At 40.1% G+C, this 21,620-nt stretch carries 19 protein-coding genes and 1 other RNA gene; 17 read left to right on the top strand and 3 right to left on the bottom strand.

Going from position 1 to position 21,620, the window contains the following annotated elements; translation table 11 throughout:
* Complete coding sequence (locus G9X63_RS10770; protein ID WP_252623011.1) at positions 1 to 1,560, bottom strand: FMN-binding glutamate synthase family protein; 1,560 nt, start codon at positions 1,558 to 1,560, stop codon at positions 1 to 3.
* A 90-nt stretch (positions 1,561 to 1,650) separates the two neighbouring features.
* On the opposite strand from G9X63_RS10770, the gene G9X63_RS10765 reads away from it, so the two are divergent.
* Genes G9X63_RS10765 through G9X63_RS10745 form a run of 5 tightly spaced genes read left to right on the top strand, consistent with a single transcriptional unit; the run spans position 1,651 to position 5,713 of the window.
* Positions 1,651 to 2,730, top strand: a complete 1,080-nt coding sequence (locus G9X63_RS10765; RefSeq protein ID WP_252623009.1) for an Ldh family oxidoreductase — start codon at positions 1,651 to 1,653, stop codon at positions 2,728 to 2,730.
* A gap of 1 nt (position 2,731) precedes the next feature.
* Positions 2,732 to 3,766, top strand: a complete 1,035-nt coding sequence (mltG, locus tag G9X63_RS10760) for an endolytic transglycosylase MltG (protein WP_252623007.1) — start codon at positions 2,732 to 2,734, stop codon at positions 3,764 to 3,766.
* Position 3,767: 1 nt separating this feature from the next.
* Positions 3,768 to 4,181, top strand: a complete 414-nt coding sequence (locus G9X63_RS10755; protein ID WP_130923279.1) for an acyl-CoA thioesterase — start codon at positions 3,768 to 3,770, stop codon at positions 4,179 to 4,181.
* Positions 4,174 to 5,088: a YihY/virulence factor BrkB family protein gene (locus G9X63_RS10750; RefSeq protein WP_252623005.1), complete on the top strand. Its 915-nt coding sequence runs from the start codon at positions 4,174 to 4,176 to the stop codon at positions 5,086 to 5,088. The genes G9X63_RS10755 and G9X63_RS10750 overlap by 8 nt, the downstream gene beginning before the upstream one ends.
* A gap of 1 nt (position 5,089) precedes the next feature.
* Complete coding sequence (locus tag G9X63_RS10745; protein WP_252623003.1) at positions 5,090 to 5,713, top strand: L-threonylcarbamoyladenylate synthase; 624 nt, start codon at positions 5,090 to 5,092, stop codon at positions 5,711 to 5,713.
* Here the strand turns inward: G9X63_RS10745 and G9X63_RS10740 are convergent.
* Positions 5,710 to 6,594, bottom strand: a complete 885-nt coding sequence (locus G9X63_RS10740) for a lysophospholipid acyltransferase family protein (RefSeq protein ID WP_252623001.1) — start codon at positions 6,592 to 6,594, stop codon at positions 5,710 to 5,712. The two genes, G9X63_RS10745 and G9X63_RS10740, sit on opposite strands and share 4 nt — an antisense overlap.
* Positions 6,595 to 6,666: 72 nt before the next feature.
* Between G9X63_RS10740 and G9X63_RS10735 the strand changes: the two genes are divergently transcribed.
* From G9X63_RS10735 to G9X63_RS10690, 10 genes are all read left to right on the top strand, one after another.
* Positions 6,667 to 7,242: a WbqC family protein gene (locus tag G9X63_RS10735; protein WP_252622999.1), complete on the top strand. Its 576-nt coding sequence runs from the start codon at positions 6,667 to 6,669 to the stop codon at positions 7,240 to 7,242.
* 64 nt (positions 7,243 to 7,306) lie between these two features.
* A complete protein-coding gene (locus G9X63_RS10730) occupies positions 7,307 to 9,880 on the top strand; it encodes an ATP-dependent Clp protease ATP-binding subunit (RefSeq protein WP_130923283.1) in 2,574 nt (857 codons plus the stop codon).
* A 1-nt stretch (position 9,881) separates the two neighbouring features.
* Entirely contained in the window at positions 9,882 to 10,628 is a 747-nt protein-coding gene (fabG, locus tag G9X63_RS10725; protein ID WP_130923284.1) for a 3-oxoacyl-[acyl-carrier-protein] reductase, read from the top strand.
* Positions 10,629 to 10,689: 61 nt separating this feature from the next.
* A complete protein-coding gene (locus G9X63_RS10720) occupies positions 10,690 to 11,946 on the top strand; it encodes a DUF4403 family protein (protein WP_252622996.1) in 1,257 nt (418 codons plus the stop codon).
* A gap of 21 nt (positions 11,947 to 11,967) precedes the next feature.
* An RNA gene (rnpB, locus tag G9X63_RS10715) (RNase P RNA component class A) lies at positions 11,968 to 12,322 on the top strand.
* A gap of 90 nt (positions 12,323 to 12,412) precedes the next feature.
* Positions 12,413 to 13,084, top strand: coding sequence for a 30S ribosomal protein S16 (locus tag G9X63_RS10710; RefSeq protein ID WP_130896767.1), 672 nt, complete (start codon positions 12,413 to 12,415; stop codon positions 13,082 to 13,084).
* A 64-nt stretch (positions 13,085 to 13,148) separates the two neighbouring features.
* Positions 13,149 to 13,685, top strand: a complete 537-nt coding sequence (gene rimM, locus G9X63_RS10705) for a ribosome maturation factor RimM (protein ID WP_130896766.1) — start codon at positions 13,149 to 13,151, stop codon at positions 13,683 to 13,685.
* Positions 13,675 to 14,349 (top strand): tRNA (guanosine(37)-N1)-methyltransferase TrmD, encoded by a 675-nt coding sequence (gene trmD / locus G9X63_RS10700; RefSeq protein ID WP_252622994.1) that lies wholly within the window; start codon positions 13,675 to 13,677, stop codon positions 14,347 to 14,349. Before rimM ends, trmD begins: the two co-directional genes overlap by 11 nt.
* Position 14,350: 1 nt before the next feature.
* Positions 14,351 to 15,265: an EamA family transporter gene (locus tag G9X63_RS10695; protein WP_252622992.1), complete on the top strand. Its 915-nt coding sequence runs from the start codon at positions 14,351 to 14,353 to the stop codon at positions 15,263 to 15,265.
* Positions 15,262 to 16,164: an alpha/beta hydrolase gene (locus G9X63_RS10690; RefSeq protein WP_252622990.1), complete on the top strand. Its 903-nt coding sequence runs from the start codon at positions 15,262 to 15,264 to the stop codon at positions 16,162 to 16,164. Before G9X63_RS10695 ends, G9X63_RS10690 begins: the two co-directional genes overlap by 4 nt.
* Here G9X63_RS10690 and G9X63_RS10685 read toward each other — a convergent pair.
* The gene (locus G9X63_RS10685) at positions 16,152 to 17,549 is read right to left on the bottom strand and encodes an APC family permease (protein WP_252622988.1); all 1,398 of its coding nucleotides are present in this window, start codon (positions 17,547 to 17,549) and stop codon (positions 16,152 to 16,154) included. The genes G9X63_RS10690 and G9X63_RS10685 overlap by 13 nt on opposite strands.
* Before the next feature lie 241 nt (positions 17,550 to 17,790).
* On the opposite strand from G9X63_RS10685, the gene G9X63_RS10680 reads away from it, so the two are divergent.
* Together G9X63_RS10680 and G9X63_RS10675 are read left to right on the top strand one after the other, a co-directional pair.
* Positions 17,791 to 18,360 (top strand): RNA polymerase sigma factor, encoded by a 570-nt coding sequence (locus tag G9X63_RS10680; protein ID WP_252622986.1) that lies wholly within the window; start codon positions 17,791 to 17,793, stop codon positions 18,358 to 18,360.
* Between the two features lie 270 nt (positions 18,361 to 18,630).
* A complete protein-coding gene (locus tag G9X63_RS10675) occupies positions 18,631 to 21,618 on the top strand; it encodes a SusC/RagA family TonB-linked outer membrane protein (RefSeq protein WP_252624878.1) in 2,988 nt (995 codons plus the stop codon).
* The last annotated feature ends 2 nt before the right edge of the window (positions 21,619 to 21,620 follow it).

Raw genomic sequence — 21,620 nt, 5'->3', positions numbered from 1 at the left:
TTACAAAGATAGCCGTTTTCTTGCATTTAGACCACCCAAATGCGGACATTTGACTAAATCTTCTAAACCAGAATAGCTTATTTCGGTTTTGGTATATCCTAAAGCCTTAGAAAGTGCCATGGTTCGATTATTGTCACCCATCGACCATTCGATATCATCCATCGTCATTTGAGTAGGGTGTTCATAGCCACAGGCATGTGTAATTTCTGCGATTTCTTTGACTAAGGTATAATGGTAGCGGTAATACCGTTCGCTTTTTAAAGTGACGTCGATACCTGCTTGAAGCCATTTATTGGAAGTGGCAATTCCGGTAGGGCAGTGGTTTGTGTGGCATTTTTGGGCTTGAATACAGCCAATCGACATCATGGCTTCGCGCGCAATGTGAATGCTATCTGCTCCCATCGCAAAGGCCATTAAGGCTTTCTCAGGGAAGCCCAGTTTTCCAGAGGCAATAAAGAAGATCTTATCAGTTAGGTTATGACGTTGGAATATTTGGTATACTTTCGCAAAAGCAAAAGTAAAAGGCATCGAAACGTGGTCAGCAAACGCGTGTGGAGCAGCACCCGTTCCACCCTCGCCACCGTCGATAGTGATAAAATCAGGTCCTTTGCCGTGTTTTTCCATATAGGCAGCTAATTCTTCCCATTGTTCTAATTTACCAATAGCAGATTTTACCCCTACAGGTAATCCCGTTTCAGCAGCCATCGACTCAATGAAATCGACCATCTCTGGGACCGTGGAGAATTCAGAGTGAAAAGCGGGTGACATAGCATCTTTATCCATCGGAATATGGCGTATTTCCGCAATTTCTTTATTGATTTTAGATTTAGGAAGCATTCCCCCTTTTCCGGGTTTAGCTCCTTGCGAAAGCTTTAATTCAATGGCTTTGATGCATGGATTTTCCTCCACTTTTTGCCTAAGTTTTTCCATCGAAAAGCGTCCATCTAGTTCTCTAACGCCAAAATACGCGGTTCCAATGTTTAACATCACATCAGCACCGTTTTGGTGGTAGGGAGACAAGGAGCCTTCGCCCGTGTTGTGATAGCATCCAGCTAAAAGTGCTCCTTTGTTTAGTGATTCTACTGCTTTTGCAGAAAGTGAACCGTAAGACATCCCGGAGATATTAATGATAGAATAGGGGCGGAATGGCTTCGCTCTCTTGTGATATAAACCAATTACTTTAGCCGCAGGCAGTACCCCTGGATTTTGATGGTATAAATGTTCCTTGGATGGATTGAAACCCATCATTGCATTTTTGATGAAAATATACCCTGGAGAACTGAAATCTTGATCCGTTCCAAAACCTTGTAAATTATTTTCATTCTTCGAAGAAGCATAGATCCAGGAGCGCTCTTGGCGATTGAATGGTAATTCTTCGCGGTTATTGGCAACAATGTATTGTCTTAATTCAGGTCCAATGCGCTCAAGCCAGTATCTGAAATGACCTACAATAGGGAAATTATGTGTGATGGTATGGCTTTTTTGGATAAAAATGTCACGAATGATGACAAGGATAGCAATGAGTGTGATCCAAAACCAGGCGGATGATAATAGGTTCATATGGGTTGATGATTAATGGTTCAAATTTAGGTGCATTTTGGCAATATTATTACCAATAGTTCTAATTATCTTTGTGGTTTAGTTTATACTATGCAAGCAGACTATCATTTATTAAAAAAATACGTTGCCTCTGTTTTTACAGCCATTGGCTGTAGTGATGAAGAGGCGGCTTTAGCCTCGGATGTTTTAGTTTCTGCAGACGCTCGTGGAATTGATTCGCACGGAGTCGCGCGTTTGGCAGGTTATGTTCGCCTTTACGATAACGGAAGATTAAACACAAAACCTCAGGTAAAAGTTTTACACGAAACACCCTCTACAGCTACATTAGATGGTGATCGGGGCTTAGGCCTTATTGTAGCTCCTAAGGCAATGGAAATTGCGTGTGAAAAAGCAGCTCTTGCCGGTACTGGTTGGGTGGCAGTTCAGAATTCAAATCACTTCGGTATTGCGGGTTATCATGCCATGAAGGCCTTACCTTCTCAAATGATCGGTTGGGCGATGACGCATGCCGCTCCTTTAGTTACGCCTACTTTTTCGAAGGAGAAATTATTAGGAACGAATCCCATTGCCGTGGCTATTCCCGCAAATGAAGAGCCTGCATTTGTGGCTGATTTTGCTTCGACAGCTGTAGCTTATGGTAAGTTAGAGATACTTCAACGAAAAGGACTAGATACACCAGACGGCTGGGTTCAAGATGCTAATGGGGATCCTTCCAATGATGCTTTTGCGATTAAAAATGGTGGGGCATTATTGCCGCTAGGTGGTGATCGCGAACACGGTTCACACAAAGGATATGGTTTAGGTGCTATTGTAGATATCTTATCAGGTGTTTTGTCAGGGGCGAATTTTGGTCCTTGGGTGCCTCCCTTTGCTACGGCTGGTTTTATGCAAGCGGGAGAAACGGTCGGAAATGGAACAGGTCATTTTTTAGGTGCGATGCGCGTCGATGCGTTCAGACCAGCGGAAGATTTTACGAAGGATATGGATAAATGGATTCGTCGTTTTAGATCTGCCAAGGCAGTGGAAGGTAAGCAAGTGCTCATTCCAGGTGATCCAGAGCGGGAATTAGAAGCTATTCGCCGTATAGAGGGCATTCCGTTATTAAAACCGGTCGTAGAGGATTTACAATCTCTAGCCTCTCGTTTTCAGTTAGATTTTAAATTAGATTAATATGGTTTCGAATAAGCGTATCAAGATTTTCATTCTGGTTTTTAGTTTGGTTTCGGCCATGTTTTCCTACTACGTTTGGCAGGTATTCAAAACACCTAATTTCCGAGTAGAGGCAAATCAGCCTTTTGAATTATTTATTCCTAAGAATTCGACCTACGAATCGGTACTAGATACGTTAAAAAAGCACGATGTAGTGCGAGATCAATTAAGTTTCCGTTTCTTAGCTAAGGTGTTAAATTATCCAGAGAAAGTGCGTCCGGGACGTTATGTTATTCATAGTGAAATGGGTAACTGGGAGTTGTTACGTAAGCTAAGAAATGGCCGTCAGGATGCCTATAAAGTGGTGATTAATAATTTTCGCTTAAAAGAAGATATAGCCGGTCGAATTGCGCAACAAACGGACTATGATTCGGCTGCTATATATGCTTTTCTTGATTCAACTCAGTTGATGGAAAAGTGGGGTTTTACTTCTGAAACTAGTCCTGCCATCTTTGTCCCTAATACCTATGAGGTGAATTGGACAACTACATTTCCTGAGTTTTTGGACAAAATGAACAAGGCTTATGTGAAGTTTTGGACATCAAAACGTAAGGCAGAAGCACAGAAACTAGGGTTGACGCCAGTTCAGGTCTCGATTCTAGCCAGCATTGTGTACGGGGAATCTAAGAACCCTAAAGAGCAAGCGCGTGTGGCGGGAGTTTATTGGAATCGTTTGCAAGCTAATATGCCTCTACAGGCTGATCCTACTGTCGTTTTTGCTTGGAAAGATTTTACGATTAAGCGCGTTACGAGTAAATATACAGCGCTTAATTCCCCTTATAATACGTACAGGAATGCCGGATTGCCACCGGGTCCTATTTCGATTGTGCCGAGTGATGTGATAGATAAGGTTTTGAATTTAGAACACCATCAGTATATTTATTTCTGTGCCAAAGCTGATTTTTCAGAGAACCATGCTTTTGCAGTTACTTATGAGGAACATAGGAAGAATGCGGCTGATTATCAGAAAGCACTTGACCAAAACAAAATACATTAATATGCTCTCTCACCAGGTTTCTTACCGTGTTTGCTACGCTGATACAGACCAAATGGGCTATGTGTATTATGGTAATTATGCTCGTTTTTATGAGATAGCGCGGGTGGAAACTTTACGAAGCATTGGAGTTAGTTACAAGGTGTTAGAGGATGCTGGAATCGGTTTGCCCGTGTATGAAAATTACTCTAAGTACCACGCTCCAGCTTTGTATGATGATTTATTGCGAATAGAATGTACGTTAATCAAAATGCCTTCAGCTCGAATCGAATTTGAGTACAAGATTTATAACCAAAGTGAGGCCTTATTACACGAAGGGAAGACGACTTTGGTCTTTATGGAATTAGCCACTAAGAAGGTGGTGAAAGCGCCGGAATGGTTGATTTCGGCGATTTTAGAAAAAAGAAGTGATGCTTAGACGGGTTTGGAGAGAAATTCAGGTGTTTTGGAAAGATTGCGAGGAACATTATATCCTGGCCCGAATTCTGACGATTTTATACCAAAAGATTTTCCATTTTGATATTGATGTGCGTGCAGCGGCCGTTGCGTATAATTTTACCTTGGCTGTTTTTCCTACGATTATCTTTTTATTCTCTTTATTAGCTTATATTCCGGTGGATAATTTCGATATCAAGATGGTGAACTTTTTGAAGTCCTCTATCCCGAAAAACCTCCAAAAAGATTTCACTGAATTACTCTTAGATTTGATTCGAAAAAAATCGGGTGGAGTTTTGTCTTTCGGATTTTTATTTGCCTTATATGCCTCTACTAGTGGTATTCAAGCCTTAATTCGTTCCTTTAATTTAACGTATAGAACGAAAGAAAATAGGGGATTAATAAAAGAGAGAGTTATCGCTGTCTCCTTGAATTTCCTATTAACGTTTGTTTTGATAACGGCATTTTCGGTCTTCATTGTAGGCAAGCTGGTGATTGGGTATCTTAAAGGGAAGGGGCTAATAGATTATGATTTCAATTTCTACATGTTGAATATTTTGACCTATTTTCTGATCTTCTCGATCTTCTTTTTAACCATCTCTATTATTTATTATTACGCCCCTGCGATCACGAAACGTTGGAAGTTTTTTAATGCGGGTTCTATAACGGCCTCTGTTTTGACCATTTTAGTGACAAATTTATTTTCTTATTATTTAGTCAATTTTGCGAGTTATAATAAGGTCTATGGCTCGATTGGTTCCTTGATAGCCTTGATGGTTTGGTTGTACTTTATTGCGTTGATTTTACTGGTAGGATTCGAAATCAATGCAAGTATTGATCAAGTTAAAGAAGAGCAAGAGGAGTCTGAAACGGATTATTTTTTCGAATAATATGGCAGAGCTCATTCGTCTTTATGACAAGAACAATAGTCAGGCAACTTTAGACCTGATTGTGAAAGCATTGGAAAAGGATGCTGTTATAATCTATAAAACGGATACGATGTATGCCTTAGGTTGTCACATCAATTCAACTAAAGCGGTGAATCGAATCTGTGAGATTAAGGGTATTCAGGCCTCTAAAAACCGTTTTTCGTTTATTTGTGCGGATTTAAGTTCGATTGCGAATTATGCCAAAGTATCTGATTTTGCCTTCAAAACCCTGAAACGGTTCTTGCCTGGCGCTTTTACTTTCGTTTTACCAGCTAGTTCAAAGGTTCCTTCTGTACTAGTTCAGGGAAAGAAAACAGTAGGTATTAGAATACCAGATTATGAACCTGTTTTATCTATTGTTTCCCATTTAGGTTCACCTCTTTTAACCACGTCTTTACCTCATGATGATTTAGAAGTAGAAGAGTATACGGATCCAAGTTTGATTATGGAAAGATGGGGTCATGCTGTTGACTTGGTACTTGATGGGGGATTCGGAGGTTTTGTTCCTTCCAGTGTGGTGGAAATTTCAGAGGATGCTTTCGAAATTATACGCGAAGGTGCCGGGGATTGTTCTGAATTTAGTTAAGACCACTTCAGGCTTAATTTGTCAGGTTTTGTGTGCTTCCAGCGTCTATGCGACCACAAATATTGTTCTGGGTAAGCGTTGATGGATTTTTCCAAACGTCGTGCAAAGCGCTCAATGATTTCTCCCGGAGCTAATTCATCAAAAGGGACATTCGCTAATAATTCGTAGGTCATCGTGTATTTCCCTCTCTTTTTACGAATCAATTCTGCAAATACAACGGGATATTGGTAGTCCCTTGCAAAGCGCTCCATTCCGGTGAAGAAGGCGGTATCTTGGTGTAGAAAGGTGGTCCAATATGCACTTTCAGGTTTCTGAGGAGCTTGGTCAGCAGCTAAACAAATGACGCGCGGAATATCCTTTCTTTCCCTCGTTAACAAAACAGACTCTCTTTTTTCTAATAAAACGACATGCCCAAATCGCGCACGCACCTGCTTGGTAAATTCATTGAAGGTGGGATTGTTTAGTTTTTGGTAAATCACATCGTGCGGATTTTTACTCAGCGCTAAACGGTGAATGGCCCATTCCCAGTTACCTTGATGACCAGCTACTAAAATGACGGGTATTCCTTTTTTAATAAAATCAGTTACGATGTCCTCATTTTTAATCTCGAAACGATCAAGCATTTCTTCTTTTGAGATAGAAACCCCTTTAAAGAACTCAACTAATTGATCAGTTAAATAACCATAAAAGCGGTACGTAAGTTTGCCTAATTCTTTGTCTGAAAGCGTAGGGAAAGACTTTTTCATATTCCCCTGGATCACTTTTTTTCGATAGGGAATAAAGTAGTAGAACAGGATGGTACAGAAGGTTGCGAATCCATACAATATGGGCAAAGGTAATCTTCCAATAAGTTTGTACAGAAACAGGGGAGACGCTTTCATTCTTATTATCTTTGTTCTTTCGTTTTACAAATATCCGATTTATTTTTGGGAATGCACATTGAGACTCATTATTTGCCTAGTTTAGAATACATGACTGTTTTGCTACAGCAACCGTCTTTGCTATTCGAGGTGGAAGAAAATTTTCCGAAGCAAACTTATCGGAATCGTTGTTTGATTTTAGGGGCCAATGGGGTGGAGCGATTAACTGTTCCGGTGATTCATACATCTGGAGAGAAAACTAAAACGAAAGATACGAGGATTGATTATACTCAAAATTGGATGAAGCAACATCAAGGAGCTATTCAAGCGGCCTATGGAAATGCACCTTACTATGAATATTTTGAGCCATATTTACGCCAAATCTTTGCAAAAAAAAGGTTTTTTTTAGTAGATTTAAATATTGATCTCTTGAGCTTTGTTTACCGTATTTTAGATGTGCCTCTCGTATTAGAGAAGACGCAAGAATTCGGGGTTTATGATGGTGATAGTGAATATGATCAAATAAGTGCGAAAAATGACTGGACAACGCGTTCATTCTATCAAAATAAATCCTATCGTCAATGTTTTGGAGCAGAATTTGTTCCGAATTTGTCGATTTTAGATTTACTAATGAATCACGGGAAGGAGTCTTTGACTTTTTTAAAATAAAAGGGAACAATTTAGGGGCATACATGGTTGATGCAGGTAAGTTGTACGAAATTAATAGAACGATATGGAGGCTAAATTTTCGAATAAAGTGAAGGAAGTTATCTCGCTTGCGCGGGAAGAGGCATTACGTTTAGGTCACGATTACATCGGGACAGAACACTTGATGTTAGGGATGATTCGAGATGGACAAGGTCCAGGGATTGATTTATTATTGCGTTCTGGGGTTTCTTTGGATTCTTTACGCCAAAGCATTGAACACTCCACCGCCTCTACCACACGTTCTTCTTTCGATCGCGAGAATATGTTAAATATTCCGTTAACCAAGCAAGCGGAAAAGGTGTTGCGCTTGACGTATTTAGAAGCAAAATATTTTAAAACGAATGTCGTTGAAACAGATCATCTTTTGATGGCGGTTTTACGTGATGAAGATAATGTGGCGACTCAGATTTTGGAGAAATACCAAGTTTACTACGATTTAATCAAGGAAATGGTAGAGTTCCAATCCGGAAATGGTCAGGGTGCAAATCCGAAAGCAAGTTCTGATACAGATGACAATGACGACGATTCGCGTTTATATAGCGCAGGGTCTGGTTCTACTGGGGGAGCAAGTGCAGGTAATACAACAGGTTCGAAACCAGGAGAAAAAAGTAAAACTCCTGTTTTAGATAATTTTGGTCGTGATTTGACTAAAGTAGCAGAAAACGGTAAGCTTGATCCGATTGTAGGTCGTGAGAAAGAAATCGAACGTGTCGCGCAGATTTTATCTCGTCGCAAGAAGAATAACCCTATTTTAATAGGAGAACCGGGTGTAGGTAAAACGGCCATTGCAGAAGGCTTAGCCTTGCGTATCGTACAAAAGAAAGTATCTCGTGTACTTTTTGGCAAACGTGTCGTGACGCTTGATATAGCATCCTTAGTAGCTGGCACGAAATACCGAGGTCAGTTCGAAGAGCGTATGAAAGCGGTGATGAATGAATTAGAGAAGTCTACAGATGTTATTCTTTTTATAGATGAATTACATACCATTGTAGGTGCTGGTGGAGCTTCGGGTTCATTAGATGCTTCGAATATGTTTAAGCCAGCTTTAGCGCGTGGAGATATACAAGTGATTGGTGCCACTACCTTAGATGAATACCGACAGTACATTGAGAAAGATGGGGCTTTAGCTCGTCGTTTCCAAACCGTTATGGTGGATGCTACGACAGTCGAAGAAACTATCGAAATTTTACATAATATCAAGGATAAATACGAGGATCATCACCACGTAATTTATACAGACGAATCCATTATTTCTGCGGTTAAATTATCAGATCGCTATATTTCAGATCGTTTCTTGCCAGATAAGGCGATAGATGTGTTAGACGAAGTTGGTGCGCGAGTGCACATTTCGAATATTAATGTTCCGGAAGATATCGTTGCGTTAGAAGGCCAAATCGAAATCGTGAAGAAAGAGAAGAACCAAGTGGTGAAGTCTCAGAAATACGAGGAAGCGGCTCAATTACGTGATCGAGAGAAAAAATTAATTGATCAATTAGAGCAGTCGAAAGCGGCTTGGGAGGAAGATTCGAAGAAGCAGAAATTCACAGTTACAGAAGAGAATGTAGCGGAGGTGATTGCGCAGATGACGGGTATACCTGTTAACCGCGTTGCGGCGAAAGAGGGGGAGAAGTTGTTGCAGATGGACGAACAACTTTCAAAGCAAGTAATTGGTCAGCCAGATGCGATTAAGAAATTAGTGAAAGCCATTCAGCGTACGCGTGTAGGCTTAAAAGATCCGAAGAAACCGATTGGTTCATTTATTTTCTTAGGCCCTACGGGGGTAGGAAAGACGGAGATGGCTAAAGTTCTGGCGACCTATTTGTTTGATAAAGAAGATGCTTTAGTGCGTATCGATATGAGTGAGTACATGGAGAAATTCAGTGTATCTCGCTTAGTGGGAGCGCCTCCGGGATACGTGGGTTATGAAGAAGGTGGTCAGTTGACTGAAAAGATTCGCCGTAAGCCTTATGCGGTCGTTTTGTTAGACGAGATAGAAAAGGCACACCCAGATGTGTTTAACCTGCTATTGCAAGTATTAGATGATGGTATTTTGACGGATGGCCTAGGTCGTCGTGTTGATTTTAGAAATACGATTATCATTATGACTTCGAATATTGGGGCACGTGATTTGAAGGATTTTGGATCAGGAATTGGTTTCTCTACGAAGTCTAAGGTGGACAACTTAGATGAATACGCGAAGACAACCATTCAAAATGCGTTGAAGAAAGCTTTCGCACCTGAGTTTATTAATCGTCTAGATGATATCATCGTATTTAACTCGCTAGAGCGTCCTGCCATCCACCAAATCATTGATTTGATGTTAACGAAGTTAAAAACGCGTTTAGCGAACCTTGGTTTTGAAGTGGAATTAACCGAGAAAGCGAAAGACTTTATGGCGGATAAGGGCTATGATCCACAGTATGGGGCAAGACCGTTAAATCGTGCCATTCAAAAGTACTTAGAGGATGCGTTAGCTGAAGAGATTTTGAAAGGGGCTTTAGCGGAAGGCGAATACATTGTGGCAGATTTTGAAGAGGGGGCTGATGCCTTAACTTTGGCCAGGAAAAAGAAAAAAGAATTAACCAAACAAAAAAAATAATATGTCATTAGTACAAAACAAGGTCGTTTTAGTGACAGGTGCCTCTCGCGGTATCGGTCGGGCTATTGCGACAACTTTTGCCAAAGCTGGCGCCAATGTAGCTTTCACTTATTTATCTTCCGTAGAGAAGGGTCAGGCATTAGAACAGGAATTAGCTGCTTTTGGTATTACGGCCAAAGGTTATCGTTCAGATGCCTCTTCGTACACGGAATCGGAGAAGTTAGTAGAAGATGTGTTAGCGGATTTTGGAACGATTGACATATTAATCAACAATGCAGGGATTACGCGTGATGGTTTGTTAATGCGTATGTCTGAAGAGCAATGGGATGAAGTAATTCGCGTTAATTTGAAATCAATTTTCAATTTAACGAAGGCGGTTACGAAGCCAATGATGAAGGCTAAATCGGGCTCTATCATTAATATGACTTCGATTGTTGGTATCAAAGGTAATGCAGGTCAATCGAATTATGCTGCTTCGAAGGCTGGTATAATTGGGTTTACTAAATCAATTGCCCTTGAATTAGGTTCTCGTAATATTCGTTGCAATGCGATTGCTCCAGGTTTTATCGAAACGGAGATGACAGAGGAATTAAACGAGGCGGCCATTGAAGAATGGACAAAATCTATTCCAATGAAAAGGGGAGGTCAGGCAACAGAAGTAGCGGATGTTTGTTTGTTCTTAGGTTCTGATATGTCTTCTTACGTTACAGGTCAAGTAATTTCAGTAAACGGTGGTTTATTAACCTAGTTTAGTATGTAAACATAATTAGGCCTCAGTCTTTTCGTTTAAGATTGAGGCTTCTTTTTTTATGAGAATATATCTTTTATTTCTTCTAGTCTTAATCTCCTCTTGTGCTAAGACCATTGTTCCTGCGCAGATTGCCGAAAAGTCTGTTTACGTGGATCGCTTTCCTGCTATCAAGTCTGGATTAACTACGATTGATTTTTCCCTTTCCTATGATAGTTTATTTTCTTTAAGTCAATTGAAGCCAGGTTCTGTACTTTATCAAAATACAGCAGGTTCTTCCACGATTGATTTCCCTTTAGATGTGCGATTATTAGCACCTATTCAATTGCAAGCCATTCAAAAGGATCACATTAGTCTATCTTTGCCAGTTAGGATGGTGGCGAAACCGGAACTTGCAGGAATATCTGCTGGAACCGTTTCGGGTGATTTAGCGATGAAAGTGCAATTGAAATGGAATCTAGCGAGCATTAACTCCTTGCAAGTCAAAGAAGTGGCCTATGACTACCAATGGATCCAAAAACCTTCGGTGAAAGTGATGGGCTTTCCGGTCAATGTTTCCGGAGTAGTGGATCAACTTTTGAATCAAAAGAAAGCATTGATTTTAGCTCAAATGCAAGAGCAATTAAATGCTTCGATCAAGAAAATAGCGACGAAACCTTTTGCCTTCGAATCCTTTTTTACGGATTCGCCTTCCGGATACCGGATAGAACCTGCGACTAGTTCTGCCTTGGATTTGCGTGATTTGAGTTTTGAGCAAACTAGCATCAAAGGTCAATTGAGGTATATGGGTGGTTTTAAGGTGGTTTCGGGTCAAAACAATCCAACGACTTTGTTAATTCCAGTGAAGGATTTACCTGGTGCTGGAAAGCCGATGCTTCCTTTTCAATTTCAACTATCTGGCCCTGAATTAATCGCTGCCATTAAGGAGAGCAATCCTTCTTGGAAGGGAAATGGGGCATTTGTGTTCCAAAAAAAGGGTTTAGGCTTTCAACTAGCTCAATTTAAAGGCAAATCATCCCAATTAGCTATCGATTTTGATTTGGTGATTTATCCCGATAATTCGGTCGGAATCCAAGTAAAGGAAACACGACTTCAAAAATTATCTTTTCCTGCCTCTTTATTTAAGGGACGCATTCAAAAGAAATTGCAGTCACAGGCGGCAGCTTTCCGTTTTCAGTCGAAACAAATTCTTAATCGCCTTCCTAGTTCGATTTCCCTGGCAAAAAATGGACGCGTTCGTTTTCAAAAGATCTATTTCGATAGCAGCTCGGTGTTATTTGAGGGGGCTTTTGAGGGGAATTGGTCTTTGGCCAAATAAAATCCTACCTTTGCATTAGAGAAAATAGACTATCCTATCGCTTTTTAAAGAGGAAAGTCCGAACAACAAAGAGCAGCGTGCTTCCTAACTGGAAGGGGGATCTTCGGATTCAACAGCAAGTGCCACAGAAAATTACCGCCTTCGGGTAAGGGTGAAAAGGTGGGGTAAGAGCCCACCGCTGGTTTGGTGACAAATCAGGCTTAGGTAAACCTCACGCGTTGCAAGATCAAATAGGCTAGCTGCCGCAAGGCAAAAGGGTGGCTCGTCCGATGCTAGTGGGTAGATTGCTACAGGTAAACAGTGATGTTTATCGAAGATAAATGATAGGACGGTGGGTAACCATTGACAGAATTCGGCTTATCGGTTTATTTTCTCTATTTCTTTGTTTGAAATGAATGCAAAAAGACTTAATTTTGCAGACTATTTATAAACCCGGGGGACGAGATCCCTCACAAACCCATATCTAATGGCTGTTAAAATCAGATTAGCGCGTCGCGGACGCAAAAAGTTAGCAATGTTCGATGTTGTAGTTGCGGATGCTCGTGCACCACGTGACGGACGTTTTGTAGAAAAAATTGGAACATACAATCCTAACACCAACCCAGCAACTGTCGTTTTAAACGAGAAACAAGCAATCCAATGGGTATTGAACGGTGCTCAACCTACTGACACAGTTCGTGCAATCCTTTCTAACAAAGGAATTATGTATGCAAAACACTTACAAGTAGGTGTGAACAAAGGTGCGATCACGCAAGAACAAGCAGACGCGAAGTTCGAGGCTTGGAAAGCAGAGAAAGAAGTATCTATTCAAACGAAAGCGACTACTTTACAACAGTCTAAAGCGAAGTCTAAAGCGGCTCGTTTAGAAGCTGAGGCTAAAGTATCTAGCGCTCGTGCTGAAAATATTGCTGCAAAAAACAAAGTAGCTGAAGAAGCTTTAGTAGCTAGCGTAGTAGAAGCTATCAACGAAGCGGAAGAAGAAGCTACAGGTGTAGAAGTGGACGAAGTAGTAGCTGAGGCTCCTGCAGCAGTTGAAGAAGCACCAGTAGTGGAAGAAGTAGTAGCTGAAGAAGCTCCTGCAGTAGAAGAAGCTCCAGCAGCTGAAGAAGCAGCAGAAGAGGCTCCAGCAGCTGAATAATTTTTGATTTCATGTAGAATCATACAAATTTGTTCTCAAGTTTGTATGATTTTTTTTTGTACCTATGGCAAAGACTGAATATTTCGAATTAGGAACCCTTTCTAAACCGCATGGTTTAAAAGGCGCCTTTCACCTTTATTTAGATGTAGATGATCCGTATGAGTACGAGGATCTAGATGCTATTTTCTTACAACAAGGAAACGAGATGGTCCCCTATTTTGTGGAGGATATCCAGATTCGAGATAATTTGAATTTGATCACCTTGGAGGGGATTAACTCGTTAGACGCTACGAAGGATTTAGTAGGCTTAAAGGTATTTTTACCTCTTTCTGCTTTGCCTAAATTAAAAGATGATCAGTTTTATTACCATGAGGTAATTGGTTATCAGGTAGTAGATAAAAACTTAGGGGACTTAGGTACCGTGAAGGAGATTTATAGTACCGGTGCACAGGATGTAGTGGTGATGATTTACCAAAGCCACGAAGTACTCATTCCCTTAATCGATGCCATTATCCCGAAAGTGGATAAGAAGAACCAAATCGTTCACAGTATATTGCCGGATGGTTTATTAGAAGTTTATACTCAAGAAGATGCGGATTGATATCATTTCTGTAGTTCCTGCTTTAATGAATAGCTTTTTTGAGCATTCTATCTGCGCGCGCGCTGCAAAGGCTGGGCTTGTTGAGGTGGTATTTCATGATTTACACGATTTTTCTGAGAAGAAGCACAAGCAAGTGGATGATTATCCGTTTGGAGGTGGGGCAGGCATGGTGATGGCCGTGGAGCCTTTGTCAAAATGCATAGAATTCTTAAAGTCTGAACGCGAATATAATGAGATCATCTATTTTAGTCCGGATGGTATCGTTTTAAAACAAGGCTTAGTGAATCAATTAAGCTTAGGTGAAAACCTTTTATTTATTTGTGGTCACTATAAAGGAATCGACGAACGCATACGGGAGAGGTATGTGACAAAAGAGATTTCGATTGGTGATTATGTGTTGTCTGGTGGTGAATTAGCAGCCGCTGTGACGGCTGATGCGATCATTCGTTTGATTCCAGGCGCGATAGGGGATGAGAGTTCAGCATTGACGGATTCGTTCCAAGATGGTTTATTAGCGCCTCCTGTGTATACTCGTCCCGCTAGTTTTCAGGGGATGGACGTTCCAGAAGTATTATTATCAGGTCACGAAAAGAAAATTGAAGAGTGGCGTCATGAGCAGGCTGTTTTGCGTACGCAGACTAGAAGACCTGATTTATTAGATTAAGATGAATAAAAAGGAATCCATATCGCTGGTTACGATGTTAGCGCTTGGAGGCCTATACCTTATTTGGGGGAGCACCTTTCTGAGTGTTCGAATCCTATTGGAGTTTTTACCCCCTTTGGTTATTTCTTTTTCCCGAAATTTAGTTGCTGGTTTGCTCTTTTTAGTGTGGTCTTTCCTAGGCGGACATTGGAAGAAATTGCCTATTAAGCACTGGGGAGTACATCTTTTAGCCGGTGTATTATTAATTACGTTAGGTAATGGTTTTATGGCCCTAGCTGGGCAAACGATCCCCTCTGGATTATCCTCTGTTTTTATGGCAGTTGGACCACTTTTATTGATTATTTTCTTTTGGATTTCAGGTCGAAAACCCACTAATCGTAAGCTGTTAGGAACCTTAATTGGTTTTGTGGGAATCATCTTGTTAGCTTCTCAAAAGAACTTAGCAATTCCGGGAAAGGAAATAGACTTTTACCGGGGTATGGGTTTTCTGTTAATTGCAGTAGTTGCCTGGAATTTAGGCGTATTTTATATCCAGTTTATGAAGGCGAATACGTATCACTTTACGCAGGTTTGCGGGATTCAGATGACAACCGGTGGACTTATACTGCTTGGTATAGCTTTATTTCGGGGTGACGCACAATCCGTTGTTATTTCTGAATTGCCATTGAAAGCTATATATGTATTTATCTATTTAGCGCTTATTGGTTCGATGGTTGGTTTTGGATTATTTGGTTATTTGTCCAAAGCCCTAGATGCCACATTGGTTTCCACTTACACGTATGTGAATCCGATTATTGCGTTGTTTTTGGGTAATATTATTCTAGATGAGTCTTTAAGTAGTATATTGTTGTTCGCAAGTAGCTTGATTTTATCCGCTGTCTTGTTAATTACGACGGAAAAGACCTCAACCAAATGAAAAAATTAGTCCTCTTTCTTCTTTTTGCCTCACCGATTATGGCACAAGATTTCCTGCCTCTGTATCCTGCTGGTATTCCTAATTCAAAGCCCGTAGTGAATAAGCAAAAAGCCACGAAAGGCGCTGATGGTATTGAGCGCATTTCAGAGGTGACTATTCCTACCTATCGATTCTTTCCTGCGTCAGGTTCCACTAAACCGACGAGTTGCGTTGTGATTTGCCCAGGTGGCGGATACCGCATTTTAGCTTCCTCTCATGAAGGGTATGACATTGCCGCTAAATTCAATGAAATTGGTGTTTCTGTGTTAGTGTTGTATTATCGTTTACCTTCTGATTCCGCACAAGTAGAGAAAAAGTACGCTCCTTTACAAGATGCGCAATCCGCGATTGCTTTAGTTCGCGCGAATTCGGCAAAATGGAATGTGGATCCTGCCAAAGTAGGTATCATGGGTTTCTCAGCCGGAGGGCACTTAGCTGCGACTGCATCTACGCACTTTGGTAAAGATTATACAGGTTTACATGCTGGTGCTAACCTTAGACCGGATTTTTCGATCTTATTATATCCTGTAATCTCTGTCCGTTCCTTTGGACACGGAGGATCTTCCCAAAATCTCTTAGGAAAGAATCCTAGCGAAGCGGATTTAGCTCTTTTCTCAAACGAAGAACAAGTAACAGCACAAACGCCTAAAGCTTTTATAGTGCATGCGGCGGATGATAATGCAGTCCCTTTGAAAAACTCACTACTTTATGCAGAGAAATTAACGGCGAATAAAGTACCTGTTGATTTGCACGTTTACGCAAAAGGTGGTCACGGTTTTGGACTAAACAATAAAACCACAAGTGGGGACTTGTGGTTCGATCGTTTAAATACCTGGATGAAAGCAAATCAATTGCTCTGAGTTTTCTTCATGACAAAGTAGAATGGAATACCTAATAGCACGATTCCTAAACCAATGGAAGAGGAGAGAGTCTTCACCCATAATAGGTTTCCTGCGATTCCTACCAATAACACTAAATAGCCACTAAATAGCACCTTTTGTAAAAGGGGTAATTCATTTTGCATGATTCTTGTTTTGAAAACGGACGCTACCGTTAAGAAGTAGAAGATTAAGATCGCAAATACCGTAAAGTCTAAAAGCGCCCCATAAGATCCAGAGAAACACAATAGGATGGCCCAAATTCCTTGGATGCCTAATGAGTAGACTGGCACATCCTTTTCATTCGTTTCAGCTGCTTTCTTAAAAAATAAACGGTCATTCGCCATCGCTTGGAATAAACGTCCCCCAGCTAAAATGATTCCGTTGTTACATCCAAAAGTAGAGATCATAATAAATACCGCCATCACTAAGGCGCCGATCCCGCCTAATACGGTCTCTAATGCGGCCGCTCCTAAGCGATCCTGCGTCGCAAACATAATTCCACGCGCATAACTATTGATGCCATCTAGTTCTCCTTGTAATGGTAGAATGCTTAGGTAAGCCATGTTTGTTAATAAATACAATAAGCACACAAGTGCCGAACCATACACTAATCCTTTAGCAATCGTTTTTTTAGGATCTTCAAAATCAGCACTTGCAAATGTTACGTTATTCCATGCGGACGAAGAGAACAAGGGCCCAATCATGGCCACTCCGAATAGAGAGGCTAATTCCCAACCCCCAATGGAATGTATTGTATTATTCGTTGTGTCAACGGTGAATGGCTTACCAAAGAATCCTTCAAAGTGAATCCAATCATTTTGTACGCCCACATATAAACCAATAATGATGAGGATGATGATGGCACCAATTTTGGTAATCGTAAAGATGTTTTGAACTAAAGAGGCAAATTGAACTCCTCTACTATTGATATAAGTAAGAAGTGCAATGAGCGTTGCCGCTAAAATTTGCTGTGTCGTAATATAATCACCTACTAATGGCGTATCGTTCAGAATACCTGGGAAAATAAAGCCAGCATAGCGAGCGAAGGCAACAGCCACTGCAGCAATAGTACCCGTTTGTATCACTAGGAAGGTGGTCCAACCGAAAAGAAAGCCGATTAATGAATTGTAGGATTCCTTTAAATAGATGTACTGCCCACCTGTTTTAGGGAAAACGGAGCTTAATTTTCCATAGGCATAAGCTCCAGTAATGGTTAAAAAAGCAGTCAAAAGCCACGTTCCAATCCAATAAATAGGGGAGCCTACTGATCTCGCTACTTCTGAACTAACTAAGAAGATACCTGACCCTATCATCGATCCCATCACTAACATGGAGGCATCTAAGGTATTTAATTTTTTATTCATAGAGGTGTTTATTGATTTAATGCAATTCCTGATTTTAATCAGAAATTCAAAGAAACGATTAAAATCTCTGATTTGACAGATGTCTTTTGAACTTTTTTTAATTGTAAACGTTTCCGTAAACGTTTACGGAAAAAAATTAAATATTTTCTTTGATTTTTTATACAATTATCGTCTATATTCCCTGAGTAGTATATAACAAATGATAATGTTTATCGCTATTGTACAATTTTAGATCATTTTTATGAAGAAGTCCATTAATGAAGTAGAGGTTTGGGATCAGTTTAGAGCTGGAGATCAAAATGCCTTTGCCGTATTGTATTCGCACTTTGTTCAACCTTTATATACCTATTGTATGGGGATTACGAGTGATAAGGACCTTATAAAGGATTGCCTACATGATTTATTCGTAGAGATTTGGAAAAATCATGCCAGTTTAGGTCCTACCACAAGCGTCAAATTTTATTTAATGGCATCTATAAAGCGTAAAATTGTTCGCCAATTAGAGGCGCAATTGAAAAATCAAACGCATCATGAGGCCTATAAATACCAATTTATGGAAGATATGCCCTCTGCGGAAAGACAATTAGTGATGGTAGAAGAGGAGCGAATGTCACATACCTCTATGTATCAGAGTCTAAATAAATTAAGTAAGCGCCAAAGAGAGGCCATTACCTTGAAGTATTTTGAGAATATGGACACAGATCAAATTTCGGAAAGAATGAATATTAACCCTCAATCTGTTTACAATTTAATCTTTGGTGCTCTACGTGTAATGAAAGATCAAATGAGCGTACGGGCTTATGCTTGTTAATATTGAATAATTGTAAGATTAATTTGAGTAAATCGTATAGTTTCTTTGCTTTTCGGGGTATGTAATCTTAATAAGATTGAAATGTTATCGAAAAGAATGAGCTGGATCAAGAGATTAAAAATAGTAAATAAGTACCCAATTAAACCCTTAAAACTATCTCACCAAGAATGCAAAGCCTTGTGGGAAAGGATACAAATGACTTTGCAAACAACTTAATTTAATTAACCTATGAGAAAAAAATTACTTTCCAAGGTGCTCCTTAGCGGTATAATGCTGTTATTGAGTATTCAAATTTTTGCCCAAGATCGGACGGTCTCAGGTAAAGTAACATCATCTGATGATGGTTCTGGTATTCCAGGAGCAAGTGTTGCGGTTAAGGGTACTTCTAAAGGTACTTCTACAGACATGGATGGAAATTACAAGATAACAGTGGGTAACTCCGCTGTTTTAGTTTTTTCAGCTGTGGGAACAAACTCGCAAGAGGTTTCAGTAGGCTCTAAAACACAAATTAATGTTTCTTTAAGTGCTGATACGAAATCATTACAAGAAGTAGTGGTAGTAGGTTATGGTACGCAAAAGAAAAGCCAATTAACGGGAGCTATTTCATCCGTTACCGCTAAACAAATTACCGAGATGCCTATCACGAACTTAGGTCAAGCGATGCAAGGTCGCGTGGCGGGGGTAGACGTAGCGCAATCGGGTTCAAAGCCGGGTACGGTTCCACGTGTTTTAATTCGTGGTCGTCGTTCATTTAATGCGGGTAACGATCCTTTATATGTAGTGGATGGTATTCCTCTTTCAGGTGGTTATGAAGATATGAACCCGAATGATGTAGCATCAATGGAAATCTTAAAAGATGCAACAGCTACAGCTATCTATGGTGCACGTGGTGCCAATGGAGTTGTCTTGATTACGACAAAACGTGGTTCTAAAGATGGTAAAACGGTTATTTCTTATGACTCCTATGTGGGGGTTACTCAATCCTTAGATAAAATCAAATTATTTACGGGTGCTGAATATGCTGAAATGAAGCGTGAGTCTCGTCGTACTATTGGAACATATAAGGATGCGAATGGGAACCTTGTTCCTACAGGTGTTGTGGATGCTTTTGCTGACTCTAAGTTATTTACAGCTGTAGAATTAGATGGTATTGCTAAAGGCCGTTCACTTGATTACCAAGATATGATGGTAAGAAAAGGTGTTCAACAAAACCATGCTATTGGTGTTCAAGGTGGTAATGATAAAACGCAATTCTCTATTAATGCGGGTTATTTCCAAGATAAGGGTATCATTCAGGGATTAGATTTTACGCGTTATTCTTTCCGTGCTAGCGTGGATCACCAAGTGAACAAGCGTTTGAAAGTAGGAGCGTCATCATATTTAATGTATGCTGAAACGAATGGTGCAAATATTAATCCATATGGTTTCTTAATGTCTCAAAATCCATTAGCGAAAGCGTATGATGATAGCGGTAACTTGATCTTCCAACAAACAGATGATGCCTTATTAACTAACCCTTTGAATGAAATTGTTCCAGGTGCTGTTGTTGATGAGACGAAGAAATACCGAATGTTCAATAGTATTTACGCTGAATTAGAATTAGCGAAAGGCTTGAAATACCGTGTAAATTTTGGCCCAGACTTTACTATTTCTCGTAATGGTCGTTTCTATGGTGCTTTAACAAATAATATTAAAGGTGGTAACCCTACGGCTACGACAGATAATCGTTTTGGATTTAACTATACGATTGAAAATATCTTAACGTATAACAAGCAATTCAAGGATCACAACTTAGGAGTAACTTTATTACAATCTATGCAACGTGATAATTTTGAGCAGTATACACAAAGTGTGTTAGGTGTTCCAGTAGAAACGCAGCAATTCTATAACGTAGGTAATGCTTCTTCTATTCAAGGAGTAGGTTCTAACCTAATTCAATGGACTATTGCTTCTTATATGGCTCGTATTAATTACGACTACAAAGGCAAGTATTTATTGACAGTGACTGCTCGTCGTGATGGTTCATCTCGTTTTGGTGAAAACTCTAAGTGGGGTAACTTCCCAGGGGTGGCTCTAGGTTGGAATGTTCATCAAGAGAACTTTATGAAGGATTTGACTTGGTTAGATGAATTAAAGGTTCGTGCTTCTTATGCGCAAGTAGGTAACCAAGGTCTTTCTCCTTACCAAACGGTAGGTTTAGAAGGTCGTACTTCTTATGCTTGGAACAACACGGCTGCCTATGGATACCGTCCTAATACCATTGGTAATGCGGATTTGAAGTGGGAAACTTCCACTTCTCAAAACATTGGTGTTGATTTTTCTGTATGGAGGGGTCGTGTATCTGGTTCTGCTGAATACTACCAGACGAATACAACTGATTTATTATTATCTGATCAATTGCCTACTTCAACAGGTTTCGCAGCCGTTACACGTAACGTAGGAGAGACAATGAACCGGGGTATTGAACTTTCATTAACGACGAATAACATTGATGCGGCTAATGGATTTAAATGGAGCACCGATTTCGTATTTTATAAAAATACGGAGGAAATTGTTTCCCTATACAATGGAGCAAAAGATGACGTAGGTAACCGTTGGTTTATTGGTAAGCCTTTGAACTCTTATTTTGATTACGAATATGCTGGTATCTGGCAAACGGCTGAATCTGATAAAGCGAAAGCAATGGGCTTTACAGTAGGTCAAATTAAAGTTAAAGACACAAATAACGATGGAAAGATTGCAGCAGATGATCGTGTTCTATTAGGTTCTGATGTTCCTAATTGGACAGGTGGTATTACAAACCGTTTCTCTTATAAAGGATTCGACTTGTCATTCTTCATCTTTACACGTCAAGGACAAATGATTGTTTCCAGATTCCACCAAAACTCTAACTACCTACAAGGTCGTTACAACCAAATTAAAGTGGATTACTGGACACCTAATAACCCTGGTGCAAGATACCCTCGTCCGAACTTTAACCAAGAGTTCCCAGCGTACAATACAGCTATTATGTACTATGATGGTTCTTTCATCAAAGTTCGTAATATCAACGTAGGTTATAGTTTCCCAGCTAAAACAGCTCAGAAATTAGGTCTTTCTTCTCTACGTTTGTTCGCAAGTATTCAACAACCGTTTATTTTCTCGAACTACCGTTCGAAGGAGAATGGGGTGGATCCAGAAACATCAAATGGTAACGTAGATAACAATGTAACTCCGGCTACTTCTGTTTCTACGTTTGGTTTAAATATTAAATTTTAATC

This window comes from Aquirufa antheringensis, from assembly GCF_023921165.1.
In the GTDB taxonomy this organism is placed as follows: domain Bacteria; phylum Bacteroidota; class Bacteroidia; order Cytophagales; family Spirosomataceae; genus Aquirufa; species Aquirufa antheringensis.
This window is presented reverse-complemented; position numbering and strand designations above follow the sequence as displayed.